Consider the following 24,454-nt stretch of genomic DNA (forward strand, 5'->3'; position numbering starts at 1 on the left):
CTGTCACGGTACCCGCACGGAACGTCAGACGGGGCGGCTGCTCAGCACCGTCGACTGGTCGATCTTCCACTGACCCCCGGCGTTAACCAGCACGTAACGGTGCACCTCCCGCACGGACCGGCCATCGGCGAACCGGTAGTCGATGGTCGCCTTCAGGGTGTTCTCGCCGACGGACGACACATCCGAGATCCGCACTTCGCGAACCGAGCCCCAGAAGCTCTGATAGCCCCCGTACCCGCCCGCGGGGTAGCGCTGGAACTTCTCGGTCAGCCGCTCCCACCCCTTGTCGAGGCCGGCGGGCATCAGGCCGTAGTAGTCCGTGAGCGCTGTCGCCGGGTCGCCCGGTGTCGGTGCTACCGGGTTCACCGCAGGAGGGACCGTCGTGGTCGGCTCGGCCGTCGTGGGCTGAACCGTCGTCGGCTGCGCTGTGGGCTGCGGAGGAGCTTGGGTGGACGTCGGGGGAGGGGTCGGTGCCGCGACTCCAGACGCCTGGTCGTCGAGCAGGGCCAGAGCGGCGACAGTCCCACCTGCCAGCACCGCGAGCGCGACCAGAACAACCAGCGCGGACTTCCGACGCCGCCGCGCCTCAACCTGAACCGGCGGTTCGACCAACACCGTCTTGGCTTGTACTGCTTCGACCTTGGCTTGTACTGCCTCGACTGGTGCCAACTGCTGCGTGGGCACGAACGCGATGGGGTCGTGCTCGACGGCATCAAGTGCGTCACGGACCTCGGCCATCGTCGGACGCGCCGTGGGGTCCATATCCAGCATGCGCATCAGCAGCGGTGTCAAAGCGCCCGCGTGGGTAGGCAGTTCGAACACGCCTGTCGCGACTCGGTAGAGCAAGGCGATGGGATTGTCATCCCGCCCGAACGGCGGCGCGCCCTCGACAGCGGCATAGAGCGTCGCGCCGAGCGAGAACACGTCCGATGCGAAGGTGGCCACGTCACCACGCGCGACTTCCGGAGCCAGATAGGCCGGTGTGCCCTTGACCGTCGCGGTCGCGGTAACAGCTGAATCAGCGGCCAGGCGGGAGATCCCGAAATCGGTGATCTTGACGCGCTCGTCCTCGCCCAGTAACACGTTGCCCGGCTTGACATCCCGGTGCACGATCCCGGCCTCGTGCGCGGCGGCTAAAGCGGCCGCGATAGCGAAACCCACGCGCGCGGCTTCCTCCGGGGACAGTGGCCCCGTGGACGCCAACGCGGCAGACAGGCTCGTCGACGGCAGGTACTCCATGACCAGGCAGGGATTGCCGTCGTCATCGATCACGTCGTACACGGTGATGGCGCCAGGGTGCTGCAGCCTGGCCGCGATCCGGCCCTCCCGCATCGCCAGCCGCGTCACGCGCTCCGCCTCGGGTCCCGCCGGGACCCGCATGCGCTTGACCGCCACCGTCCGGTGGAGTCGTTCGTCGTAGGCCCGCCACACCTCGCCCATGCCGCCGCTGCCCAGTGGCTCGACCAGACGGTAGCGCCCGGAAACCAGTCGCTCAGTCACTCAGAGGTGTTTACCCGCGTGGGCGAGGCGTGAAACGGGCTAGTTGTGCGTCATCCCCGGCGTGGAGTTGTGCGTCATACCGGGGTCGGTGCCCGCGGACGCGGGGGCTGCGATGATCGCCCCGACGACGAGTGTCGCGGCGGCGAGGAGGGCGGCGAGAAGGGAACGCTTGGCGCGCATGGGGTTCTCCGTCGGTCGGCCGTCCGGCCGGTGCGGCCCGGACGGGCTGTGCACGGTGTGGAGCGCACCGATGGTCGCAACGCCATGCCACGGTGGTGCCACGCAGGCGCCAACGACCGGTGAATGCGCGCGTAACCCCAGGCGACCACGGTGAGTAAGGGGCTGCTAGGCCATTGGGTTCGACGTGTCCACCGACGATTGTTTACCTTTCGTTCACCTTCTAGCCTGGCCTGATGTCCGTTGGCCACGTCCGGCAGCGACGTCGCCTCGACGCCGCCGTCGACGCCGTGCGCGCCGGACGGGGGCGGGCACTGCTGGTCGAGGGCGAGCCGGGGATCGGCAAGACGACGTTGGTGCGCGCGGCCACGAACCGAGCCGAGTCACTCGGCTACATCATCAAGTGGGGCTACGGCGACGAGCTCGGCCAAGACCTGCCGCTCTTGCCGGTGCTGGACGCCCTGCGCGGTGACGATCCCAGGCTCGCTTCGGCTGACCGGCTGCTGCGCGGTGAGACCGGCGCGTCGGACCCTGTCGCCGCCGCGTCCCGCCAACTCCAGGCCATCATCACCGACCTGTGCGCCGTCACACCGACCGTGCTGGTCATCGACGACCTCCAGTGGGCGGATCGCGCCACCGCCGCCCTCTGGTGCCGCCTGGCCAGGCTCGCGCGCGACCTACCGCTACTGGTTCTCGGAATGACCCGCCTGGCACCGCGCGGTACGGAGTTGCTCGCCATCAGGCGCGCCGCGGGCTCCGGTGTCGTCCCACTCGACAGACTCGACGACGATGCCGTCACCACGCTCGTCGGCGACCTCGCGGGCGGCGCCCCCGGAACCCGCCTGCTCGCGTTGGCCGATGGGGCCGCGGGGAACCCGTTGTACTTGACCGAACTCGTTGAAGCTCTCCGCCGATCCGGCGCCATCACGGCACAAGCGGGCGAGGTAGAACTAACCGCAGATCTCGCCCCAGGTTCACTGGGTGCCGCTATCGCCCACCGGTTGGATTTCCTGCCCGAGCGTGTTCGAGCGGTACTCGGCGCAGCAGCACTACTCGGCGTCGAGTTCGATCCTGCCGATGTTGCCGCTGTCCTCGGAGAGCGCGTCACTGAGGTGATCGATGCGTTGGAGGAAGCACGCGCGGCCGGTGTCTTGCGCGAATCGGCCGACAGACTCGCCTTCCGCCACCCATTGATCCGATCCGCGATCCACGACGACTTACCAGTTGCGGTTAGAGCCGTCCTCCATCGTGACGCCGCTGTTGCTCTGGCTGGTTCTGGTGCCCCGATCCGACGCATCGCGCGGCAGTACCTGCGCGCGGTAGATCTGTCAGGCACGGCTCGTCTCGACGCGTGGTCGACGGCCTGGCTTGTCGAAGCCGCGCCCGCGTTGATCGCCCAGTCACCGTCGATGGCGGTGCGACTACTCGACCGGGCGGTCCGTGGCGATGGTGGGCCTCTCGCCGCCAGGCTGGCTGACGCCCGCTACCGCATGGGTGACGCCAGCGGCGCCGAGGAAGTCGCCAACCGCGCGTTAGCGGTAACGACGGACCCGGACCTCATCGTCGACCTCCACTGGACGCTTGCGCAGTGCCGAGCACTGACTGGTCGCTCGCGTGAGTCTCTTGCAGCGCTCGCCGCCGCCAGCACTGACTTGCCCGATCGACACCGCGCCCGATTGTTGGTGCTGACCGCCCGTGCGCACCGCGATCTCGGGGAAGTCGAACTGGCCGGTGTGGTCGCCGCTCGCGCGTTGGCGGCTGCCGAGGACGATCGTTGGACCATCGGATGGGCGCTGCACGTGCTCACTGTCGTGTCCATCATGCGCGGGGACGTCGCCGCGGCGCTTCCCCTGTTCGACCGGGCGCTCGCGGTCACCGACGCCCACCCCGCCCTGCTCGACCTCAGGCTCTTGCTGCAGATCAACCAGGCGGTCGCGCTCGGCGACGTGGACCGCTACCCCGAGGCCATCGCCGCCGCCACAGCGGTCCGCACGCTCGCCGAAGAGGCAGGCGGGCTGATCCGGCTCGCGCAGTCGCACAGCGCGCTCGGCGAGCTGTTGTTCGACGTGGGCCGGTGGGACGACGCGCTGACCGAGGTGACCGCGCTACCCGACGACGTCAAGGACCCAGGTGTGGCGTGCTGCGACCACGGCATCGCCGCGCTGATCGCGTTCCACCGCGGCGACCCTGACGCGGGTGTCGCCCACCTCGCGGCGGCAGCCGAACCGGCCAAGGGCATCGGTAACCGGGTGATCGGGTCGTTGGCGCTGGCCAAGGCACTCGACCGTGAGAGGCGTGGTCAGCCCGACCGCGCTCTGGCAGGGCTGCTGGGATGTCTCTCGGAGTCAGCACAAGAGCTTGAGGAGATGGAAGATCTCCTGCCCGAGACAGTGCGCCTTGCACTACTTCTCGGTGATCTCACTGCGGCCGAGTACACGGCTGGGCTGGCGGAGAAGGTCGACGATCCGGTATCGCATCGCCTCGGAGCGGCAGCACTGTGTCGAGGACTCATCGACCGTGACCCGGCAGCGCTGACTCGCGCCGGTGAGCACTACCTCGCAGCCGGGCGGCCGTTCGCGCGTGGGCGAGCGTTGCACGCCGCTGCGATCGCCTGGGCCGAGGCGGGGGACTCTGTGTCAGCTCGGGCCGCATTCACCGCCGCTGACGACCTCTACGAGACACTTGGCGCGGCCTGGGACGCCGCAGGTATGCGATCCGCGCTGCACGCGCATGGCATCCGTCGCGGACCGAGAGTGCGCCACCGCGTCGAGCGCACCGGGTGGAGCAGCCTGACACCGGCCGAGGCAAGAGTGGCCGCACTCGTCGCACAGGGACTGTCCAACCCGGCCATCGCCGACCGCTTGGTGCTCTCCCGGCGAACCGTGGCCACACATGTCTCGCACATCCTCGCGAAACTGGGCATGGCCTCCCGGACCGAGATCGCCAGGGAGGCCGCCGCCCACTACCGCGCGTCGGGGTGACCCGCGTCCGGGTGGCCCGTCTGTGCTCGGCCCGTCGGTGACTGGCCCGATTGCGATTGGCTCGGGTGGCGCCGCCCGTGCCGCCTGCTCACCATCGGCACGACGAACCACCACACCAGGAACCACGTCACCGTGCCCATCGTCAGCCACACCGCCTGCCGGGTGCCCAGCACCACGTCCAGGATCAGCAGCATCGACGCGCCGAGGGAGAGCACGAGGAAACCCAGTCCGCACAAGGTGAACCACCCCGTCGCGGTCACCAGGTGGCTCTTGAGCCTGCGGCGGAACACCAGGCGGTGGAACGGGGCGGGGGCGATCAGCAAGGCAGTCGCCGCCGCCCCGAACAGGAGAGCGACAACGTAGACGGTGCGCTGGAACTCGGTGATCTCGGGGAAGCGCGGCGTGAACGCCAACGCGAGCAGGAAGGCCAAGAGGAACTGCACCCCGGTCTGCGCGACGCGGATCTCTTGCAGCATCTCACCGTAGTTGCGTGTGAGGCGTTGGTGCGGTGTTTCGACGGTCATCGCTCGTCTCCAGGGTTGGTTTGTCCTGGTATGAGCATGTCGTCCCGCGTCGAACGAGACATCCGTTGACTGACGGACATGGGAAGGCGAGGAGCTAGCAGCGTCGCGGTAGGGCTATCTCAGCCCACACCAACTTCCCGTCGTAGGTCGCGCGTGTGCCCCAACGGGTCGCGAAGGACTCGACGATGTGGAGGCCGCGGTGATGCTCGTCGTCGAGCGCGGCGGGAAGCGTGCGCGGCTGGGTGTAGCCGTGGTCGCTGACATCGATGCCCAGACCGCGCGCGTCCACGTGCAGGCGCAGGACGGCGGGGGAACCGGTGTGCTTGATCGCGTTGGTGACCAACTCGCTGGTGATGGTGACGGCGCGGTCGGTCAACGCCGCCAGCCCCCACATCTCCAGGTGCTCGGTGGTGAAGGACCGCGCTCGCGCGGCGGCGTCCGGCAACGTGTCGAGCACGAGCGTGCTGACCCGGCGGTTGTTGCCCTCGTTCCGCACGTACAGCAGCGCGACGTCGTCCGCGTGGGCGCCCGCTGTCATACGCGTGATCAGCGCGTCCAGTTCCTCGCCGTCGGCGGGCATCTCGCGCACAGCCTCAGCGAGCGCGTCGATTCCCTCGTTCAGGTAACCGTTCCTGGTCTCCACCAAGCCATCGGTGTAGAGCACAAGCCGGGCACCCACAGGGAACTCGATCTGCCGCTGTGCGAAGTTGGTGCCAACGCCGAGCGGCATGCCCAACGTCTGCCCGATCAGCGACGACACACCCTCCGGCGATACGTACACCGCGGGCGGATGACCCGCGCTGGAGAAGGTAAGCGTGCCGTCGGCGGGATCGTGCACCGCATAGAGGCACGTGATGAAGTCCGCGTCCGGCGTCGCCATCGCCAACTCGGAACTGTTGCGCAGCACCTCCGACGGCGGCAGGTCCAGCAGCGCGTACGACCGCACCGCCGTCCGGATCTGGCCCATGACCGCCGCCGCTGACACACCGCGTCCGGCGACATCGCCGATAACGAACGCCGTTCGCCCTACCGGCAACGAGATCACGTCGAACCAGTCGCCGCCCACCTCCGCGCCTGTCGCTGCGGGAAGGTAGCGCGAGAGGACGCGTAGACCCGGTGTGGCGGGGATCTTCGGCAGCATGCTGCGCGCCAACTCGGTGGCCATGGACCGCTGCCGGGAGAACAGACGCGCGTTGTCCAAGGCGATCGCGCTATAACCGGCGATGCCCTCCGCCAGCTGCTCGTGCCGCGCGGTGAACTGGTCGGGTTCGGAGTGCCCGAAGAAGAAGCCGCCCAACACCTCACCGGACGACGGTGAGATCACCGGTACCGCGAGGTAGCTGCACACGGGCAGATGGCCTTCCGGCATCCCGTGGTACGGCGGGTTGTGCCCGTAGCGCGGGTCGGCGGTGATGTCAGGGGACCGCATGGTGCCCACGCCGTTGAACGTCTGCGCGAACACCTTGGTGTTGCGCGGCATGGGGAACTTCTCGAACGCCGCCCTCGGCACACCCGAGAGCGTGAACAGCGTGTAAGACTCGCCGTAGGAGTCCACGAGGTTGTAGAAGAACGCGCCGAACTCCGCGCCCGTGGCCTTCGTCGCCGCGTCGGTGGCGTCCTGCACCAACGCGTCCAGATCCAGCTGCGCGGTCAGGCGCCGCCCCACGACCTGCAGAGTGTCCACGAGGTCCGCCGTCGCGCGGAGCTGGTCCACGGCCTCCTCGAGCGCGTTCGCCTGGTCGCGAGAAGCCCGCTCCAGGGTCGTCAGGTGCTGGCGCAGCGCGTCCCGCTCGGCGGGCACCTCGGCGCCGTGCGCGAGCAACCCGACGCGCAGCCCGATGGCGACCGCCGTGAACTGCTCCGCGGTGCTCACCGGGATCGGTACACGCGAGTACAGCACCACGGCGAAGGGCGTCCCACCTGGCAACACCCCGCCGAACCCGAGCACCGACTCGATGTCGTGCGTGGTGACCAACGCCTGGTCGTCGATGTAGCGGCTGCCGCGGGCCACCGGTACGTGGAACACGCCGAACCCGTTGCCGTCACCGCCGCCGTTGAGGATGTCCTCGGGAGTCAGACCGAACTCGCGAGTCATCGCCGCCATCATCGGCATCGACTCGAACTCCTCGACCGGAGGCAGCGTGCGCACCCGCGGAGCATCCGACTCGGTACCCGCCTCCAGCACCAGGTACTTGGCGCCCGCGTCCAAACCCAGCTCCGCGCCGGAGCGGATGGTGAGCAGCCGCACCACCGGCAGCACCGACCCGGCCGGATCGGTGAAGCACTCCCGCAGCCGGGTCACGACCGCGCACCCCGCCGAGGTGAAGTCCGGGGCGAGCTCGGCGAGCCTGCGCAGGTCCGCGGCGGTGCGGACCATGTCCGAGAGGCCGAACCGGGTGATGTCGTAGGTCCGCGTGTCCGGCACCCGGCTCGGGCTCACCTGCCGTCCGTCCCCGGCACCTCGTCGACGATGCTGAACAACCGGTCCAGCGCGGTCGCGGTGATCGTCGCCCCCACCTGCGGGCGCAGCGCGGCGAGCGTCAGCGTCCCCTCGGCGGCCACGGCCGCCTTGTGCAGCCGCACCAGCGCGCTGAGGCCACTGGAGTCGCAGAAGGACAACCTGCCCAGGTCGAGCACCACGGCCCGCCCGCTGTCCACGACCGGCGCTGCCACCCGCAGCAGCTCCGGGGTCGTGCCGAAGTCGAGCTGACCGACCACGGACACCACCACCGCCGCCGCGCGCTCGTCCACCGTGATCGCCAGCGGTGCCGGTTCACCCACGCCAGGCTCCTTCCACCAGCTCACCCGGGTGCAGATCGTAGCCGCGCACGTCGCCACTCCGCACAAGACCGCGTTCGCGCCCCCGTCGAGCAGCCTAGGCGCAACCGCGCCCGCCGTCATCGCTGGACTTGCGCGGTGATCTGGTCGACCACCGTGATCAGGGCCTGGGTAGCGTCAACGGGGATCGCGCCCAACGCTGCTACCTCCGCCTGGTAGCGCGGGCGCCAGTCCTGGAGCCACGCGCGCTGACCTGGACTACGACCGAAGTCGTGGTCGCGGTGCGGGTAGTCCAGCCGGGACAGCATCGTGGCCTCGTCGATGACCAGCAGGTAGGCCCGGTCGAACCTTGGCCAGGCATTACCGATGTTGCCCGCGTTACCACACACGTACCGCGTTCCCGGGCGCGTGGCGAGTTCGTCGAGCAGCGACAAGTCCCACGACCAGTCGTGTTCGGAGAGCCATTCGAAGGTGGTGTCGTCGGGCAACTCGACAGGGCTGCCGTCGCGGTCGAGCCACATCGCCAACGTCGTGTCAGCGTCCACCGCCACCAGCCCACGGCGCGTCAACTCGGCCGCGACGGACGTCTTACCCGAGCCCGAGCACCCCGTCACCAGCACGATCCCCACCTCAGCGGTCCTCCGCCGACCGGTAGGCCACCACGGCGACGTCGTCGTCGTAGCCGGAAGCCGGGCGGAGGTCGTCGAAGACCCGGTCGATGATCGCCGCAAGAGGGGTCCCTGGGGCCGACTGGGTCGACAGGCTGTTGCGGAGCCGGTCCAAGCCGACGTCCCAGGGTTCGTCGCGCCTTTCGACAAGACCATCGGTGTAGAGCAACACCAACGACCCTGGTGGTAGGTCCGTCTGAGCGTTCACGCGGTCGGTGTCAGGTAGGACAGCCAAGGGAAGCGAACCCGCCTCGTCCAGCACGCGGGTACTGCCATCAGGTGTGAGCAACACCGGCGGCGGGTGCCCGGCACGGCTGTAGGTCACTGTGCTCGCGACAGGATCAACGATCCCGCAGAAGACGGTCGTGCAACTCGCGCCCGGTACGTCCTCCGCGTAGCCGTCCAACTGACGCAACGCGTCGGCAGCGCTACCCGACTGGCGAAGCAACGCGCGGCACGCACTCCGTAGCTGACCCATCACCGCGGCCGCCGCGAGCCCGTTGCCCACACAGTCGCCCACCACGATCCCGATGCGATCCCCAGGTAGCCGCACCACGTCGTACCAGTCACCACCGACCTCTAGCGGCAACACCGCCGGTTCGTACCGCACAGCGAACCCCGGCGGTAGGTCACTCGGTCCGAGCAGGGCGTGTTGCAGCGTCAGCGCCACCCCTCGGGTCTCGTCGAAGCTGCGAGCCCGCGCCGTCGCCAACGCCAGGTGCTGGGACATCAACGCGAACAGCGACCGGTCCGCCGGGTCCGGTGCCGACCGGGGCCGCACCAGCAGTACCGCGTCCGCCGCGCCCAGCGCCGTCACCAACGCGGGCCCCGCCGCGTCCCTGACCTCGGCGACCGCACCCGCCCGCCGCCGCGCCGCGTCCGCCATCGCCTGCCGCAGCTCGAACGACCAGCTGTCCCAGGTCACCGACACCGGGTACGACACCACACGCGGGTCAGGCGTGTCGGAGCGCCACAGCACCACCGCCGCCGACCACGCCGCGAACGCCTCGGCCACCCCGGGCAACCCGGCGCCCAGCACCCCGTCCACGTCTACAGCCGTCGCGAGCGCGCCGGTGAACCGCGCCAGGGTCGCCTCGCGATTGGTCGCGGTGACCCGCGCCGTCACGTCGCGCACCGTCCCCACCGACATCCGCGCCGCCCCCGTGCGGTCCGGCAGCGTCGCGACCAGCGACGACACCCACACCCGGTGCCCGTCGCGGTGCCGGATCGGGTACAGGAACTCACCCCCGCCGCGGCGCAGGAACTGCTCGTGCACCCGCTCCTGCTTGTGCCGGTCCCCGCCCTCGGACAGCCACGGGTAGGGCCACCGGAACGGCACCCCGCTCGCCGAGTAGCCCGTGATCGTCCCGAACGCCGTGTTCGCCTCGATCACCGTGCCCGCCGCGTCGGCCAGGAAGAACCCCTCCTGCAGCGCCTCGACCAGGGTCTTGCGGAATCGCGCCGCCCGCGTCCGCAGCCTCGCCAGTTCCAGGTTCGACCGGATCCGCGCGACCAGTTCGGCGGGGGAGAACGGCTTGGGCAGGAAGTCGTCCGCGCCCGCGTCCAGCGCCTCGACCGCCGCGTCCTCCCCGGCCCGCGCCGACAGGAACACGACAGGTAGCTCTGCCGTGGCAGGGTCCGCGCGGAGCGTGTGGAGCAGTTCGAACCCGCTCATCCCCGGCATCATCGCGTCGGTCAAGACCATGTCCGGGGCGTCTTCCGCCACCCGAGCCAACGCGGTCACCCCGTCCGGAGCCTGGATGACCTTCCAGGTAGGACTGAGCAGCGCGGTCACGAACCGACGCAAGTCAGAGTTGTCATCGACCACCAACACAGTCGGGGCGTCCTCGGGTGCGCGTGACACCGGCTCACTCGCGGGATCCGACCATCGCAGTGCCTCAGTCAGGTGAGCGGTGCGTCCGGCGGGAGGCGTAGTACCGACCTCGGCGGCGGTTTCGCCGTACGGGATGCGCACTGTGAACGCGCTCCCCACCCCTACGGTCGAGGCCACACCGGTAGACCCACCGTGCAACCTGACCAGTTCGTCCACTAGGGCCAAACCGATCCCAGCTCCCTCGAACGACCGCCCACGGCCGTCGGCGGCCCGGTGGAACCGGGTGAACAGCCGCGGCAACTCCTCCGCCGACACCCCCACGCCGGTATCCGTCACCACGAGTTCGACGTCGTCGCCCCGGTCGAGCAGCGCCACCTCGATGTGACCGGCGAGGGTGTACTTCACGGCGTTCGACAGCAGGTTGAGCACGACCTTCTCCCACATCCCGCGGTCGACCGCGACCAACCGGGGCAGGGGAGAGCACCGCAGCACCATGGCCAGACCCGCCTTGCTCACCGCGGGCGCGAAAGAGGTCGACACCTCCTCCGTCAGCGCCGCCAGGTCGGTCCATGTGGGATCCGCCGTCAGGGCGCCCGCTTCGAGCCGCGCTAGGTCCAAGAGGTCATCGACCAGCCTGCGCAGCCTCTCGGCGTTGCGCAGCACCACCTCGGCCCGATCACGCTGGGCAGGCGCCAAGGGCGCTACCTCGTCCGCGACGGCGTCCGCAGTCTCTCCGGCGATCAGCGTCAACGGCGTTCGGAACTCGTGGCTGATGTTGGCGAAGAACTCGGTCTTGAGTCGATCCAGCTCGGCTAGGTCCGCGATCTGCCGCCGCTGCTCCTGGTAGGCCCTCGCGTCACCCACCGCCGCGGACACCTGGCCACCCACTAGGACCAAGAAGTCCTGATAGTCCTTATCGAACACCCGGTGCGCGGAGAGCCCTAGCGCCAAGACTCCCGGCGAGTCACCCCCGCTCCCTGGTTGCAACGGCACAAGTAGCTCGCCGGTCCCGCACGGCACCGACTCCCGCGACCGCCAGGCCGCCGCGACCGCTCCCGCCCGCCCCGGATCCGGTGGAACCGCCCCGCACTCGGCCGCCACCAGCAGCGACCCGTCCGGCTCGACCAGGTGGAACAGGGCGTAGGGGATCTCCGCGTGGTGCTCGGCCAGCACCCGTGCCGCCGCCGAACACACCGCCGTGACCGAGTTGTCCGCCGAGCGCGGCAGCCCGCCCAGGTCGCGCAGCGCCGCCAACCTGCGGGCCGCCACCACCCGCGACGTCGTGTCGTTCGTGGTGCTGAACACCCCGACCACCCGGCCGCGGCCGTCCCGCACCGGACTGTGCGAGTAGGACCAGAAGGTCTCCACAGCGGCCCCGTGCCTGGTCAGCACCAGCGGCTGGTCGTCGACCCAGGCCGCCTCGCCGGTCTCGAGCACCCGCTCCACCACCGGCCCGATCGTGGGCCAGACCTCGGCGAACACCGCCCGCCCCGACCCGCCGAGCGCGCCGGGGTGCCGGTCACCGGCCAGCGGGACGAAGGCGTCGTTGTAGAGCATCGTCAGCCGCTCGCCCCACAGCAGCAGCATCGGGTGGCGCGACTCCAGCACTATCCCCGCCGCCGTGCGCAGTGGCTCCGACCAGCACTGACGCGGCCCGAGCTGCGTCGCGGACCAGTCGAACCGCAGCACCAGCCCGGCCATCTCCCCGGTCCCCGGCTCGTCCGCGCGCACGCTGGTGACTTTTCCGCATGAACCGCGTGGGCGCGACCTCTTCCCCGGACGGCTCGCTACCGTCATCATGAACCGGCGGTAACAGTTACATTGCCGGTGGCGACTCATCCGGTGACGTGCACGTTGCTTGGCAGGGAGGTAAGACGGTGTCGACCGCACCGGGCGCCGGGGAGACCGGGTCGCCGACCACCGAGGTCCCCGGTCCAGGGGTCCCTATGGAAGCACCCGTGACCGTCACGGCCGAGTCTTCCGCCGACCACATCACCGTGCGACTCCCGGCTCGCGCCGAACACGTCGTCACGGTGCGCAACCACGTCCGCGTCTGGCTGGCCGACTTCGGCGTCGCCATCGAGACCGCCCGCAACATCGTCATGGCCACCGACGAGGCCGTGACCAACGCCATCGACCACCGGTTCCGGCCGGAGGGCGAGGACGGCGCGGTGACGCTGACGCTGCACGCGAAGGCCAAGACGATCGTCGTCACTGTCGCCGAGGACGGCTCGTGGCAGTTACCGGCCCAAGGCAACAACCCCATCGACGGTGGTTTCAACTTGCCGCTCCTGCGCGTCCTGGCCGATGAGGTGCAGCTTCGCCACTCCGACGGCAGGAGCACACTCGTCGCGCACTTCCCGCACCGCGGTTGACCGCACACGCCCAGTCGCGAACGGGCATAGTGAACGGCATGAGCGCTCTGCGAGGGGTCAAGCGAGTCGGGTACGGGGCCATGCAGTTGGCCGGGCCTGGTGTCTTCGGACCGCCCGCCGACCCCGAGGGTGCCGTCGCCGTCCTGCGCCGCGCGGTCGAGCTCGGCGTGGACCACATCGACACCTCCGACTACTACGGCCCGTACGTGGTCAACGACCTCATCGCCCGCGCGCTGCGGCCCTACCCCGCGGACCTGGTGATCGTCACCAAGATCGGGGCGCGTCGCGACGACACGGGCAACTGGCTGCCCGCGCTCGCGCCGGACGAACTGCGCTCCGCCGTCCACGACAACCTCACCCGTCTCGGTGTGGACCGACTCGACGTGGTCAACCTGCGCGTGATGGACGACTCGCCGCTCGAGGAGTCGTTCGCCGTTCTCGCCGCGCTACGCGAACAGGGGTTGGTAGGGGAGTTGGGGGTCAGCAACGTCACGGCCGCGCAACTCGCGAAAGCCCGCGAGATCGCGCCGGTCGCGTGCGTGCAGAACCATTACAACATCACCGAGCGCGGAGACGACTCGTTGATCGAGGAGACCGACCGACTCGGGATCGCCTACGTGCCGTTCTTCCCGCTCGGCGGCTTCCAGCCGATCCAGGCCGAGGTCCTGCACACCGTCGCGGCCAGGCACGGGGCGACCGACCGGCAGATCGCGCTCGCCTGGCTGCTCGCCAGGTCCCCCAACATCCTGCTCATCCCCGGCACCAAGACCGTCGCCCACCTCGAGCAGAACCTGGCCGTGGGTGACATCGCGCTCACCCCGGCGGACCTGGCCGAACTCGGCGCGATCGCGGGCTGAGCCACGTCGAAAACCGTGGTGGGCCGTCGGTGGCCGCTGCTAGTCTGGCCGCGTGACGGGGCAGAAAGCCGACTGGGGCGCCTTCGGACGGCGCTACCGCACGTACTTCCGCAAGCGGGCCGAGGTACCCTTCCGCGTCCAGCCCCCGACCGGGGACGGGCGCACCCTGGGGTCCGGCGAGCCGGTGTTCACCCTGGTGGCCAACAACAACGCGGGCATGTCCGCGTTGAACTCCCTCGACCAGGTGCAGGTCGGTCTCGCCTACCTCGACGGCAACATCGACATCGAGGGCGACATCCTGACCGCGCTCGAGGTGCGCAAGTTCTTCGGCGACTTCCACCCGATCTCTTACGCCAACAGGTTCCTCCCCGCCGTGGTGCGCGGTAAGACCGAGCACGACCGCCGGTCCATCACCGCGCACTACGACCGCGACCCGGAGTTCTTCCTGTCCTTCTTGGACGAGCGGCACCGCTGCTACACCCAGGGTTCGTTCAAATCGGACGACGAGCCCATCGAGGACGCCATGACCCGCAAGATGGACCTGGCGATCGAGCAGCTCGGCCTCAACCCCGGCGACACCGTGCTCGAGGTCGGCGGCGGCTGGGGCGCGTTCGTCGAACACGCGGGCCGCAAGGGCATCGAGGTCACCACCCTGACCCTGTCCGAGCCCTCGGAGCTGTACCTCAAGGACCTCATCGCCCGCGAGGGCCTGCCCTGCCAGGTGTTGCGGCAGCACGTCTTCGAGTACTCGCCCGGCGTGAAGTACGACGCCGTGGTCAACATGGGTGTCACCGAGCACCTGCCCGACTACGCCAGGTCGCTGACCAAGTACGAAGAGCTGTTGAAGCCGGGCGGGCGGGTCTACCTGGACGCGTTGGCGATGCGTGCCAAGCACCGCGTGTCGACGTTCATGAGCCGGTACATCTACCCGGGTGTGTCGAGCCCTCTGTTGCTGCACGACTACCTACGGCACGTGGCGAAGTCGCCGTTCGACCTCGTGTCGGTGGACGACGAGCGCCACAACTACTACCTCACCTGCAAGATCTGGGCCGAGAAGCTCGACGCCAACCGGGAGCACGTCATCCGCACCTGGGGCGAGCCGCTCTACCGGCACTTCCGGCTGTTCCTCTGGGGCTCCGCCTCGGGATTCCACACCGGACTCGTCCAGGCGTACCGCTGGGCACTGGAGCTCCCCGCCCGCTGACCTGGGCCTGTGCACAACTCGACGCGACTGTCGGTGCCCGCCGCTACCCTCTGCGTGAGTGGTCGGAATGGTTCCCTCCACTTCGGACGATGAGGTGGGGGCAGGCGGATGGGCACCGAAGCCGCACTGGTGGCCGCGGGCGCGGTACTGCCGGGCGTGAGCGCGGGCGGCGACCGGGACACCCTGGTGGCCAGGCACTACGAGCACCCGGCGGTCGAGGACCGGGTCGTGGTGCGGCTGGTGCCGGAGGTGCTGGGGGTCGCCGAGGACCTGACAGCGGAGTACCTGGGGTTCGCCGCGCCGGTGAGCGCCGTCCCGGTCGGGGTGGCGAGGCGCTCGGCGCTGGGGTTCCCGGCCTGGGCGCTGATCAACGACCCCGGCACCGCGCGGCACGCGCTGGCGCTGGTCAAGGACATCGAGCGGCTGGACCGGGTGGCGAAGTCCAAGGCGGGCGCGGCCAAGGACGGCTTCGGCGAACTGGCGACGATGCTGGGCCGCTCGGCACCGCACTTCCTGCCGACCTTCTACGAGGAGGCCGCGCGGATCTTCCTCAGGCACGGCAACGGGACCTACGCGGCGACGATGTTCGGCAAGGCGCGGGAGGCCGAGCAGGTCCACGACCTCGCCGTCGACGGCGAACGGGTCCGGGCGGTCTTCCTGGAGTTCGCCTTCGCCGGGGTGCTGCCCGCCAAGGCGTTGACCGCGCACGCGAGGGACCTGGCCCGCCGGTTCCCGCCCGCCGAGGCGTACGAGCGGTTCCGCACCCTGTGCGTGGAACGGGTCCGCGGCGGGCTCCCGCCGCACGCGGGCATGCCCGAGGACCTGCGCAGGCTCGCCAAGGCGGCGAGGCTGGACCTGCGCGCCGAGGACAAGTGGGTGCTGCGCGAGATCCTCGGTACCGCGTCGATCTCGCGGGCCGCCACCGGGTTCTGGAAGTCCTACCGCGACTCGCTCGTCGCGCTGGCCACCGAGGAACCCGGCATCCGGGCCCGGTTGTTGGCGTTCGTGCCACGCCAGCGCGGCACCACCGACACCTGGCTGGACATCCTCACCGCGGGTGGCGCGACCGAGGCGCTCACCGGCCCGCCCGACCCGACCGTGCCGACCACCCCCGCCGGGTGGCTGGGGGAGATCGTCGCCGCGCGGTGGAGCGACTGGCAGGCGCCCGCCCGCAGCCAGGCACTGCTCACCCTGGTCGCGGCGATGGTCGCCCGGTTGGTCGCCGACGCCGAGCCGGTCGCCGTTGTCGCCCGCCGCGACGATGTCGAACTCGACCTGCTCGACCTGTTGCTGGCCAACGACGTCCCGCTGCGGCTCGGGACCGAACCGCTCGACATGGGCCTGCGCCAGTGGATCGCCGACGACGGCCCTGGCCGCCGCGACCTGACCGCGGTCGCGGGCGGGGAACTCGGGCCCCGGCTGGGATCGCAGGCGGTCGACTACCTCCGGCAGTCCAATCGGGGCAAGGTCGCCGACATCGAGCAGGTGCGCGCGGTCATGGCCGTGCCCGGCCTGCGTGCCGCCCTGCGCGACCTGCTCACCACCCGCGCCGCCGCGCCGAGGAAGACGGTCCAGGGTCTCGCGGACGCAGTGCAGGAGTTCGCGGTGCTCGGCACCCCGTACGCGTTCACCGACGTCCCCGAGGCCGCCGACACCCTCGCCGCGACCGATGTCGTGGGGGCGTTGCGGCACACCCTCGCTGCCGGTCTCCTCGACGAACTCGGCTGGCCCGCGCTCGACGATGCTGCCGAGGCGTACCTGACCCAGACCAAGCACCACGTCGAGGTCGTCGGCGAGGGCTGGCCTGCACTGGTACTGGGCAAGCAAGACCACTTCGTCGCCGTCGGGCCGGACGGCGTGCTCGTCGAGCACACCGCGCGGATCCCGGCCGACGCCCGGAGCCAGTGGTCCTACTCCGCCACCGCGCACTGGTTCGACGGCGGGCTGCTGGTCAACTGGCGCGGTCCGGACGGGATCCTCGCGTACTGGGCGGACAATCCGGCCAAGCAGTTCGAGCCTGGCGAGCTGAACGTCTGGAACCGCGTGGGTGCCAACGCCTCCATCGCGCTGCCTGGCGGCGGTAGGTTCACCGGCAAGCGAGCGGTGCACCCGGGCGACACCAGGCTTCCTGAGCCTAGAGCGGCTTTCGGCGACGGTTCCACTGTCTGGTCCGCGCGCTACGGCAACGCCTGGGAGTGGTTCCAGGTGGACCCCGCCACCGGCGCGACCGGCCGGGTGGGGCGTCCGGCGTTCCTCGACGACTTCGCCGCCGACGGTGCCCGACTGGAACTCCTCAAGTGCGACCTCAGGCCCACCGCCCCCGGCACGGAGTCGAGTCCGCTGGGGGCCGCGGGTGGTCTGCACGGGTGGCGGCTGCGGCAAGAGGCCGACGGGACGTGGACCGGCGAGGGCATCGATGGCCGCCGGATCAACTCCTCGCACCAGGTGAGCGCCCTGCTCGACCTGCCGGGCAGCCGCGTCGCCGTGGTCCGCGAGTACGGCGCCCAGCGCCTGCTCGACCCCGACGGCGAGATACTGGCCAGGGTGTCCGACGGGGCGCACCACCCCGACTACGCGGCGGGGACGCCGCTGGTGGTGCCGCTGCACTGGTGGCACGTGCTGCGGCCGCGGGACGAGGCCGGGTCGGCTGCCCTGCGCGCGGTGAGCAGGGGCGCCGTCGAGAAGATGCTCAAGGCCGCGGTCGCCGAGCGGGAAGGCGACGGTGAGTCCGTTGTGCGCGCGGTGTTCGCGGCGCTCCGCGCGGGCAAGCAGGACAGGGTCGTGAAGGCCGTGCTCGCGGGTCTCCCCGGCCTCAGCCACCCCGCGCTGGTGGCGGGTGTCGTCGGGGTCGTGCGCATGGCGGCCGAGCACCTCGTCCGGCTGCGCGCCTTCAACGACATCGCGAAGGCGGCCCGCGAGCAAGGCGACTGGCTCGCGGGCACCGGGCCGGTGGTGACCGAGGACGAGGTCAGCGCCGCGCTCAACCACTTCGGCCGCTACGAGAGCGGTCGGCCGACCGGCGCCGCCACGACCATGCCCGCCGCGCTGGCTGCCCTGCGCGCCGCCGCAGGCCGGTCCGCACCGGACGCCGGGCCGCTGCCAGGGCCCCTGGCGGCGGACTGGGTCGACGCCCTGCCGCACATCGGCCTGCTGGTGCAGCGCGCGGCGTCCCCGGTCACCCCGGAGACCGAGCGCGCCACGCTGGCGCAGGTGCTGCGGTGGACCGCGGACAGCGGAGTCCTCGACCAGCCGGGCCGGTGGCGGCGGGCGATGGTGACGTTGCCGGAGAAGGTCTCCATCGACCGCCACCACGTGATCCCGGTGCGCGACGGGTTCATCGTCGTGGTCGACGGCGGGTGGTACGGCCGTGAGGCGACCGCCCTGCAGTACACCGGGAAGCCGGGGCAGTTCGACCTGCCGCGCGACTGGTCCCTCGCGCACGGCGAGGATCTGCCGACCGCCCTCGGTCGCGAGTGGATCGAGGAGTTCCTCCTCCTGCTGGACCGCGACGGTGCCGCGCCGTGGCGCCCGGAAGCGGTGGCGGCATTGGTCGAGGAGACCGGGATGGGCAGCGCGGAAGCCGCCTACCTGCTCGCCGGACTGCCCGGTGTCGACATGTGGGCCTCGACGTTCATCAGCACCGAGAACCGCGCCCTGCTGGGGTTGTCGCTGCCGGGCGCGAAGGCGGCCAAGCAGCGCATGAAGAACCTCGACCCCTACCTGCGCAGACGCCTGCTGGCCACCACCACCCCGTCACTCCCCGGCGCGCTGTGGGACACGGGCCCGGACGTCGCCGCGGTGGCCCGGGTGTGGGTCGACGCCGTCGGCCGGTCCCGGCCGGTGCCCGACGACGTGCTCGTCGAGGCGGCCAGGCTCCCGCTGCGCGGCCCGGCCGACCGGGTCGTCGCCGTGCTCAACCCGGGCACCTCGGTGCTGGTCAGGGACGCGGAGATGCGGCTCGACGGCGACAAGGTGGTCTCCCGGCACGCCGACGGGTTCCACGGCGCGGACCTGCACGACGTCCCGCCGGTCCTGCTGTGGCTCGCGCAGCGGCTGCCCGCGTCGTCGCCGCACCGCGCGACCCTGGCCGAGTCGCTGGCCCTGGTACGGCAGCGGGTGGCGCACCCCGACTTCGCGGTGCCGCTCGGCAACGTGGTCGACGAGTCCGCCGTGCGGGCGCTGCTGGGGGTGGAGTTGCCCGAGCCCTCGCACACCGTCAGGGTGCGTGACTGGCTCACCCTCACCAGTGCCGCCCGTTGGTCCTACCTGATGCTGTGGCCAGGGCGGCTCGGTCAGCACGACCGGGACCTCTTGGTCGCTGTCGCCGAGATGACCGAGTCGCAGCACGTGGTGGCCGCCTTGGACCTCATCGCCGCTGACGGAGTCGTCGCCGCGTGCGCGGTGCCGTCCGCGGGCGACGCGGACTCCTACTACCAGGACCCGACTTTCTCCGTGCCGCACCTGGTGAAGGAGGTCGTCGAGCAGCACGGCTTGGATGAGGACGCCGCATCGCTCTACCTGCAACTGTTGGCGCTGCCGGACCCGACGGATGCCAACGTGGCCCGCTGGACCGGCTGGAAGCCGGCCAGGTTGCGCAAGGCTCGCGCGGCGCTCGCCGAGACCGACCTGGTCGTGACAGCGAAACGCACCAGGGCGGGCCGGTCCCTGTTCCTCCCCGGCGGCTGGCTCGCGCTCGCCGCACCCCACCTACCTCTGGAGACGTGGAAAACCGCCATGTTCGGCTTCACCGACGCCCCGCGCGGCGTGATCGCCGCCCGGGAACCCCTCGCCGACCTGTTCGCCCGGGCGTGGTCCCGGGCGACCTCCGGCGACGCGCCCGGCTACGAGGAACTCCGCACCGGGCGGCGGCGATGACCGCGCCGAAGACCCGCCAGGTCGAGCCCGCCGAGGACGCGTACCGCGAGGAGTTGGCGTTCCTCGCCGCCTACGACACCGGCCGCAAGCCGCCGGGCTGGCAGCTCACACCTCGCGCGGCCGTCACCTTCGTGATGGGCAGCGAGGCGTTGACCCTGCCCAAGGCCGTCGCCGGACTGCCGTCGCGGCTGGCGATCAGCCCGAAGTTCGTGGGGGAGCGGGCGTTGGTGGAACGCGCCGTCATCACCCTGGCCGGGGAGCGCGGGCTGCTGCTCGTCGGTGAACCGGGCACCGCCAAGTCCATGCTGTCCGAGCTGCTGGCCGCGGCCGTGTCGGGCACCAGCCAACTGGTGGTCCAGGGAACGGCGGGGACCACCGAGGACCAGTTGCGCTACGGCTGGAACTACGCCCTGCTGCTCGCCGAGGGCCCGAGTGCCCGGGCGTTGGTGCCGTCGCCGGTTCTCACCGCCATGCGCACCGGTGGCGTCGTGCGCATCGAGGAAGTCACCCGGTGCCTACCCGAGGTGCAGGACGCGCTGGTGTCGATCCTGTCCGACCGGCGCATCGCCGTGCCCGAGCTGTCCGGCACCGATGACGCCACCGTGCACGCCTCGCCCGGCTTCACCGTGATCGCGACCGCCAACCTGCGCGACCGCGGCGTGTCCGAGATGTCGGCGGCGCTCAAACGCCGGTTCAACTTCGAGGCGGTCGGCCCGATCGGTGACCTCGCCGCCGAGACGGCGCTGGTCCGCAGGCAGGCCACGGCCGCGCTCGACCGGGTCGAGGCGCCGTTCGCCATCGACGACGTGGTGCTCGAGGCCCTGGTCACCGCGTTCCGCGACCTGCGCAACGGGACGTCGGTGGAGGGCTGGGCGGTCGAGCGGCCGACGACGGTCATGAGCACCGCGGAGGCCGTGTCCGTCGCGACGTCCCTCGGATTGGCGAACGCGTACTTCACCAGCGACCGGGACCCGTTGTCGCTGCTGCCCGGCCACCTGCTCGGGGTCGTCCGCAAGGACGACCCGACCGACGCGGCCCGGCTGCTCGCCTACTGGGACGGCGCGGTCCGCCGCCGCGCCGAGTCCGGCACCCACACCTGGCGCCGCCTCTGGGAGCTGCGCGATGTCCTCGACCAGTAGCGGGCCCGCCAGGGGTACCGCCAGGGACACCGACAGGCCGGGCCGGGACACGGGTCGACGGGATGTGGACGCGGGCAGGCCGGACAGGGACACGGCTGACGCCGCGCTGGACGCCCTCGTCGCGCACCGCCTGCCGTACCTGATCGGCGTGCGGCACCACTCCCCGGCGGTGGCCGCGGTGGTGCCCGCGCTGCTGGAGGCCGCCGCGCCCGAGGTCGTCCTGGTCGAGCTGCCCGAGGAGATGGGTGAGTGGCTGCCCCACCTGGCCGAGCCGGGGTTGAGCGCGCCGGTGGCGCTGTCTGGTGCCGGGCGTGATGGTGGCGGGCTGGCGTTCTACCCGTTCGCCGACTTCTCCCCGGAGTTGGCCGCGATCCGCTGGGCGGTGAGAGCGGGGGTCGAGGTCAAGACCTGCGACCTTCCGCTGTCCCGTCAAGGTGAGCGCTACCAGGAGCGGGCAGCCTCGGCGACGCCTCTAGCCGATGCCTTGCGGCACAAGGTGACCGGCCGCGACGGGGACGACCTGTGGGACCGGCTCGTGGAGGCTGCCGCGCCGGGGCAGACGCCGGAGGCGATCCGGCGGACCGCGCTCTACGTCGGGTGGGCGCTGCGCACCGACGGCACCGTCGACCCGTTCGACCTGCGCCGCGAGGCGTGGATGCGGCAGGTCATGGCCGACACCGGCGATCGGCCGTGCGCGGCGGTGATCGGGTCGTACCACGCGGCCGCCCTGCTCGGTGGCGAGCCGATCGAGCAAGAGCCCGCCAGCGCGCGTGAGGTGATCACGTCGCTGGTGCCGTACACCTTCGCGATGCTGGACGAGCGGTCCGGCTACCCGGCGGGCATCCGCGATCCCGAGTGGCAGCAGGCAGTCCTGACGGCCGCGGGTGACCCCGGCGGTGTCGAGGCCGCTGCCGCCGAGGTGATCGTGCGGGTCTGCGTCCGGGTCCGCGAACTCGGCCACCCCGCGGGCCCCGGCGAGGCCCGCGAGGCGTTGCGGCTGGCCGTCGACCTCGCCCGGTTGCGCGGCCTGCCCGCGCCGGGGCGCAGCGAGGTCGTCGAGGCGATCCAGACCGTGCTGACCCACGCCGAACCGCTGGGGCGCGGGCGGGTCGTGGCCAGGGCCGCCGGTGACGTCCTGATCGGCAAGCGCACCGGGGGGCTCGCGCCCGGCACACCCAGGTCGGGTCTGGCGCCGTCGGTCGAGGCCCTGCTCGCCGAGTTGCGGTTGCCGAACCCGGACAGCCGGGACCAGGTCGACCTGCGGCTCGATCCGGCACGCTCTGACCGTGACGCGCGCCGTGAGGTCACACTGAACCGGTTGATACTGCTCGGTGTCCCCTACGCCGAGAGCACCGGTACGACCGGCGTCGGTGGCGCAGACGCGATCACCACCCGGTGGACAGCCACTTGGACGCCCGCGACCGCGGCCACCCTGCCGGTCGCGGGACTATGGGGGCCGACGCTCCCGTTGGCGGCCGCGGGGCGGTTGCGGGCACGGAGAGCCGATCGTGACGGGCACACCGCGCGCGATGTGGTCACCGACCTCGCAGACGCGGCCCGGTGTGGACTCGACGACCTGCTCGGCGACATCCTCACCGATGCCGCGACCGTGCTGCCCGCCTCCGCGACGCTGGGCGAGTTGCTGGCCGCCCTCGACCTGCTGGACCGACTCCGCGCGGGTCATCTCCCCGGCGGCGGCGACCTCGACGCCGACCTGCCCCGCACCCTGGAGACGGCGGCCGTCGCCCAGCTCGACGGACTCGCCGGGTCCGACTCCGCCGCCGACGCCCGGTCGTTGGTCGAGCTCGGCCAACGCCACGACGCGCACGGCACCGGCCTGCGGCTCGCCTCGGCCCTGCGCCGCCTCACCGACGACGGCGCCCCGCTGATCGCCGGTGCCGCCGCGGCCACCCGGGTCCTGCTCGGCCTCCTGCCACCCGGCGACCTGGGTGAGCGCGCCGCGTCCCTGGTCGACAACGCCACCACGACCTCGGGTCGGGACACGCTGCGCGGGTTCCTCACCGGCTCGCTGGCCGCCGCCGAGCCGCTGCTGGAGGCCCCGGAGGCGCTGACCCCGCTGCTCGACCGGGTCGGCGCGCTCACCGACCGCCAGTTCCTCGACCGCCTGCCGACCCTGCGCGCCGCGTTCGCGACCGTCGGCCCCACGCCCCGCAGGCGGATCACCGACGTCGTCGAGCAGCACACCGGCGCCCGGATCGACACCGCGCTCGACCCCGTGCTGATGGCCCGCTGGGTGGAGGCCGAGCACGCCGCGGTGGCGGTCCTGGCCGCGCACGGACTCCACCACGGTCACTTCACCGCTCCGCCTGCCGAGGATGGCCAGGAACCCGTTGTGCACCAGGGGATCCCGCCGGTGACCAGGTGGCGACTGGTACTGGGGTCGCGGGCTGACCAGGCTGACGGCTCCGCTCGGCGCTACGCGGCCGCGTTGGACGAACTGTACGGAATGGACAGAGGGGAGGGCGCGGACCGGCACGGCATCGGCGGTGGTGGCGGCACGCCGTTCCCGAACACCCGGGAGTGGGCGGCGGAACTGGGCGAGCTGTTCGGCACCCGGGTCCGGGAGGAGGTGTTGGCCGCGGCCGTCGAGGGCGGCCGGGTGGACGCGGCGCTGCAGATCGACCCGGACTCGGTGCGGCCCTCGGTCGACCTGCTGCGCACGGTGCTGGCGCTGTCCGGCGGTCTCCCGGAGGCCACGGTGGCCCGGCTGCGGCCGCTGGTGGCGCGGCTGGTGCGGGAACTGACCACCCAACTCGCGGTCCGGTTGCGCCCGGCGCTGACCGGGATCTCGCTGCCCGTCCCGAGCAGGCGCCCGGGGGGTGGGCTCGACCTGCGCCGGACCGTGCGCGCGAACCTCGCCACCGCCCGGCGCGGGGACGACGGACGGGTGATCGTGCTGCCCGACCGGCCCGTCTTCCGCGGCAAGGCCCGGCGCACCAGTGACTGGCGCCTTGTCCTGGTCGTCGACGTGTCCGGCTCCATGGAGGCATCGACGGTGTGGTCGGCGCTCACCGCCGCCGTCTTCGCGGGCGTCCCGGCGCTGAGCACGCACTTCCTCGCGTTCTCCACCGAGGTCATCGACCTCACCGACCACGTCGACGACCCGCTGGCCCTGCTCCTGGAGGTCAGCGTGGGTGGTGGCACCGATATCGCGGGCGCCCTCCGCCACGCCCGCGGTCTGGTGACCGTGCCCGACCGGACCCTGGTCATCCTGATCAGCGACTTCGAGGAGGGCGGGCCCGTCGGTCCGCTGCTGGCCCAGGTCAAGGAGCTCACCGCCACCGGTGTGTCCCTGCTCGGCTGCGCCAGCCTCGACGACACCGGCACCGCCCGGTACTCCACCGCCATCGCCGCGGGCCTGGTCGCCGCGGGCATGCCCATCGCCGCGCTGAGCCCGCTGGAACTCGCCAACTGGGTGGGGGAGAAGGTTCGCGGATGATCACTTTTCTGTCGGGAGCCCGGCGCTCTCGTGGTCCGGCGGTGGTGGTCGCGGGTCCGGTGCGATCCGGTCGGCTGGAAGG

General features: G+C 71.3%; 14 protein-coding genes. 7 read left to right on the forward strand and 7 right to left on the reverse strand.

Annotation, left to right across the window (positions count from 1 at the left end):
* Positions 1–24: 24 nt before the first annotated feature.
* Both CLV68_RS29210 and CLV68_RS34330 read right to left on the reverse strand, forming a co-directional pair.
* Positions 25–1,500 (reverse strand): serine/threonine-protein kinase, encoded by a 1,476-nt coding sequence (locus CLV68_RS29210; protein WP_246010167.1) that lies wholly within the window; start codon positions 1,498–1,500, stop codon positions 25–27.
* A gap of 39 nt (positions 1,501–1,539) precedes the next feature.
* The gene (locus tag CLV68_RS34330) at positions 1,540–1,680 is read right to left on the reverse strand and encodes a hypothetical protein (RefSeq protein WP_170224653.1); all 141 of its coding nucleotides are present in this window, start codon (positions 1,678–1,680) and stop codon (positions 1,540–1,542) included.
* 233 nt (positions 1,681–1,913) lie between these two features.
* On the opposite strand from CLV68_RS34330, the gene CLV68_RS29215 reads away from it, so the two are divergent.
* Positions 1,914–4,658 carry an ATP-binding protein gene (locus CLV68_RS29215; protein ID WP_121394231.1) on the forward strand — a complete coding sequence of 915 codons (2,745 nt, stop codon included), beginning with the start codon at positions 1,914–1,916 and terminating at the stop codon, positions 4,656–4,658.
* Here CLV68_RS29215 and CLV68_RS29220 read toward each other — a convergent pair.
* The 5 genes from CLV68_RS29220 to CLV68_RS29240 form a co-directional block, all read right to left on the reverse strand.
* A complete protein-coding gene (locus CLV68_RS29220) occupies positions 4,640–5,182 on the reverse strand; it encodes a DUF6328 family protein (RefSeq protein WP_211346806.1) in 543 nt (180 codons plus the stop codon). The genes CLV68_RS29215 and CLV68_RS29220 overlap by 19 nt on opposite strands.
* A gap of 94 nt (positions 5,183–5,276) precedes the next feature.
* Positions 5,277–7,622 carry an ATP-binding SpoIIE family protein phosphatase gene (locus tag CLV68_RS29225; RefSeq protein WP_246010168.1) on the reverse strand — a complete coding sequence of 782 codons (2,346 nt, stop codon included), beginning with the start codon at positions 7,620–7,622 and terminating at the stop codon, positions 5,277–5,279.
* Positions 7,619–7,963: an STAS domain-containing protein gene (locus CLV68_RS29230; RefSeq protein WP_170224654.1), complete on the reverse strand. Its 345-nt coding sequence runs from the start codon at positions 7,961–7,963 to the stop codon at positions 7,619–7,621. Before CLV68_RS29230 ends, CLV68_RS29225 begins: the two co-directional genes overlap by 4 nt.
* 116 nt (positions 7,964–8,079) lie before the next feature.
* Entirely contained in the window at positions 8,080–8,589 is a 510-nt protein-coding gene (locus CLV68_RS29235) for an ATP-binding protein (protein WP_121394233.1), read from the reverse strand.
* A 1-nt stretch (position 8,590) separates the two neighbouring features.
* Positions 8,591–12,193: a SpoIIE family protein phosphatase gene (locus CLV68_RS29240; protein ID WP_121394234.1), complete on the reverse strand. Its 3,603-nt coding sequence runs from the start codon at positions 12,191–12,193 to the stop codon at positions 8,591–8,593.
* 227 nt (positions 12,194–12,420) lie between these two features.
* Here CLV68_RS29240 and CLV68_RS29245 point away from each other — a divergent pair, with 227 nt between their 5' ends.
* The 6 genes from CLV68_RS29245 (at position 12,421) to CLV68_RS29270 (ending at position 24,372) form a co-directional block, all read left to right on the forward strand.
* Positions 12,421–12,837, forward strand: a complete 417-nt coding sequence (locus CLV68_RS29245) for an ATP-binding protein (RefSeq protein ID WP_170224655.1) — start codon at positions 12,421–12,423, stop codon at positions 12,835–12,837.
* 38 nt (positions 12,838–12,875) lie between these two features.
* The gene (locus tag CLV68_RS29250) at positions 12,876–13,694 is read left to right on the forward strand and encodes an oxidoreductase (protein ID WP_121394327.1); all 819 of its coding nucleotides are present in this window, start codon (positions 12,876–12,878) and stop codon (positions 13,692–13,694) included.
* A 52-nt stretch (positions 13,695–13,746) separates the two neighbouring features.
* Positions 13,747–14,898 carry a class I SAM-dependent methyltransferase gene (locus CLV68_RS29255; RefSeq protein WP_121394236.1) on the forward strand — a complete coding sequence of 384 codons (1,152 nt, stop codon included), beginning with the start codon at positions 13,747–13,749 and terminating at the stop codon, positions 14,896–14,898.
* A gap of 108 nt (positions 14,899–15,006) precedes the next feature.
* Positions 15,007–19,773 (forward strand): hypothetical protein, encoded by a 4,767-nt coding sequence (locus CLV68_RS29260; protein ID WP_121394237.1) that lies wholly within the window; start codon positions 15,007–15,009, stop codon positions 19,771–19,773.
* Positions 19,770–20,912: an ATP-binding protein gene (locus tag CLV68_RS29265; protein WP_121394238.1), complete on the forward strand. Its 1,143-nt coding sequence runs from the start codon at positions 19,770–19,772 to the stop codon at positions 20,910–20,912. The genes CLV68_RS29260 and CLV68_RS29265 overlap by 4 nt, the downstream gene beginning before the upstream one ends.
* A complete protein-coding gene (locus CLV68_RS29270) occupies positions 20,896–24,372 on the forward strand; it encodes a DUF5682 family protein (RefSeq protein WP_121394239.1) in 3,477 nt (1,158 codons plus the stop codon). Before CLV68_RS29265 ends, CLV68_RS29270 begins: the two co-directional genes overlap by 17 nt.
* Positions 24,373–24,454: the final 82 nt, after the last annotated feature.

The sequence above is a fragment of the Actinokineospora cianjurensis genome (genome assembly GCF_003663795.1).
Lineage (GTDB): Bacteria > Actinomycetota > Actinomycetes > Mycobacteriales > Pseudonocardiaceae > Actinokineospora > Actinokineospora terrae.

What these genes read in the sequence shown, in the direction of transcription:
- CLV68_RS29265 (WP_121394238.1), top strand. Translation starts at nt 19,770, where the DNA reads ATGACCGCGCCGAAGACCCGCCAGGTCGAGCCCGCCGAGGACGCGTAC.
- CLV68_RS34330 (WP_170224653.1), bottom strand. Translation starts at nt 1,680, where the DNA reads ATGCGCGCCAAGCGTTCCCTTCTCGCCGCCCTCCTCGCCGCCGCGACA.
- CLV68_RS29215 (WP_121394231.1), top strand. Translation starts at nt 1,914, where the DNA reads ATGTCCGTTGGCCACGTCCGGCAGCGACGTCGCCTCGACGCCGCCGTC.
- CLV68_RS29260 (WP_121394237.1), top strand. Translation starts at nt 15,007, where the DNA reads ATGGGCACCGAAGCCGCACTGGTGGCCGCGGGCGCGGTACTGCCGGGC.
- CLV68_RS29250 (WP_121394327.1), top strand. Translation starts at nt 12,876, where the DNA reads ATGAGCGCTCTGCGAGGGGTCAAGCGAGTCGGGTACGGGGCCATGCAG.
- CLV68_RS29220 (WP_211346806.1), bottom strand. Translation starts at nt 5,182, where the DNA reads ATGACCGTCGAAACACCGCACCAACGCCTCACACGCAACTACGGTGAG.
- CLV68_RS29270 (WP_121394239.1), top strand. Translation starts at nt 20,896, where the DNA reads ATGTCCTCGACCAGTAGCGGGCCCGCCAGGGGTACCGCCAGGGACACC.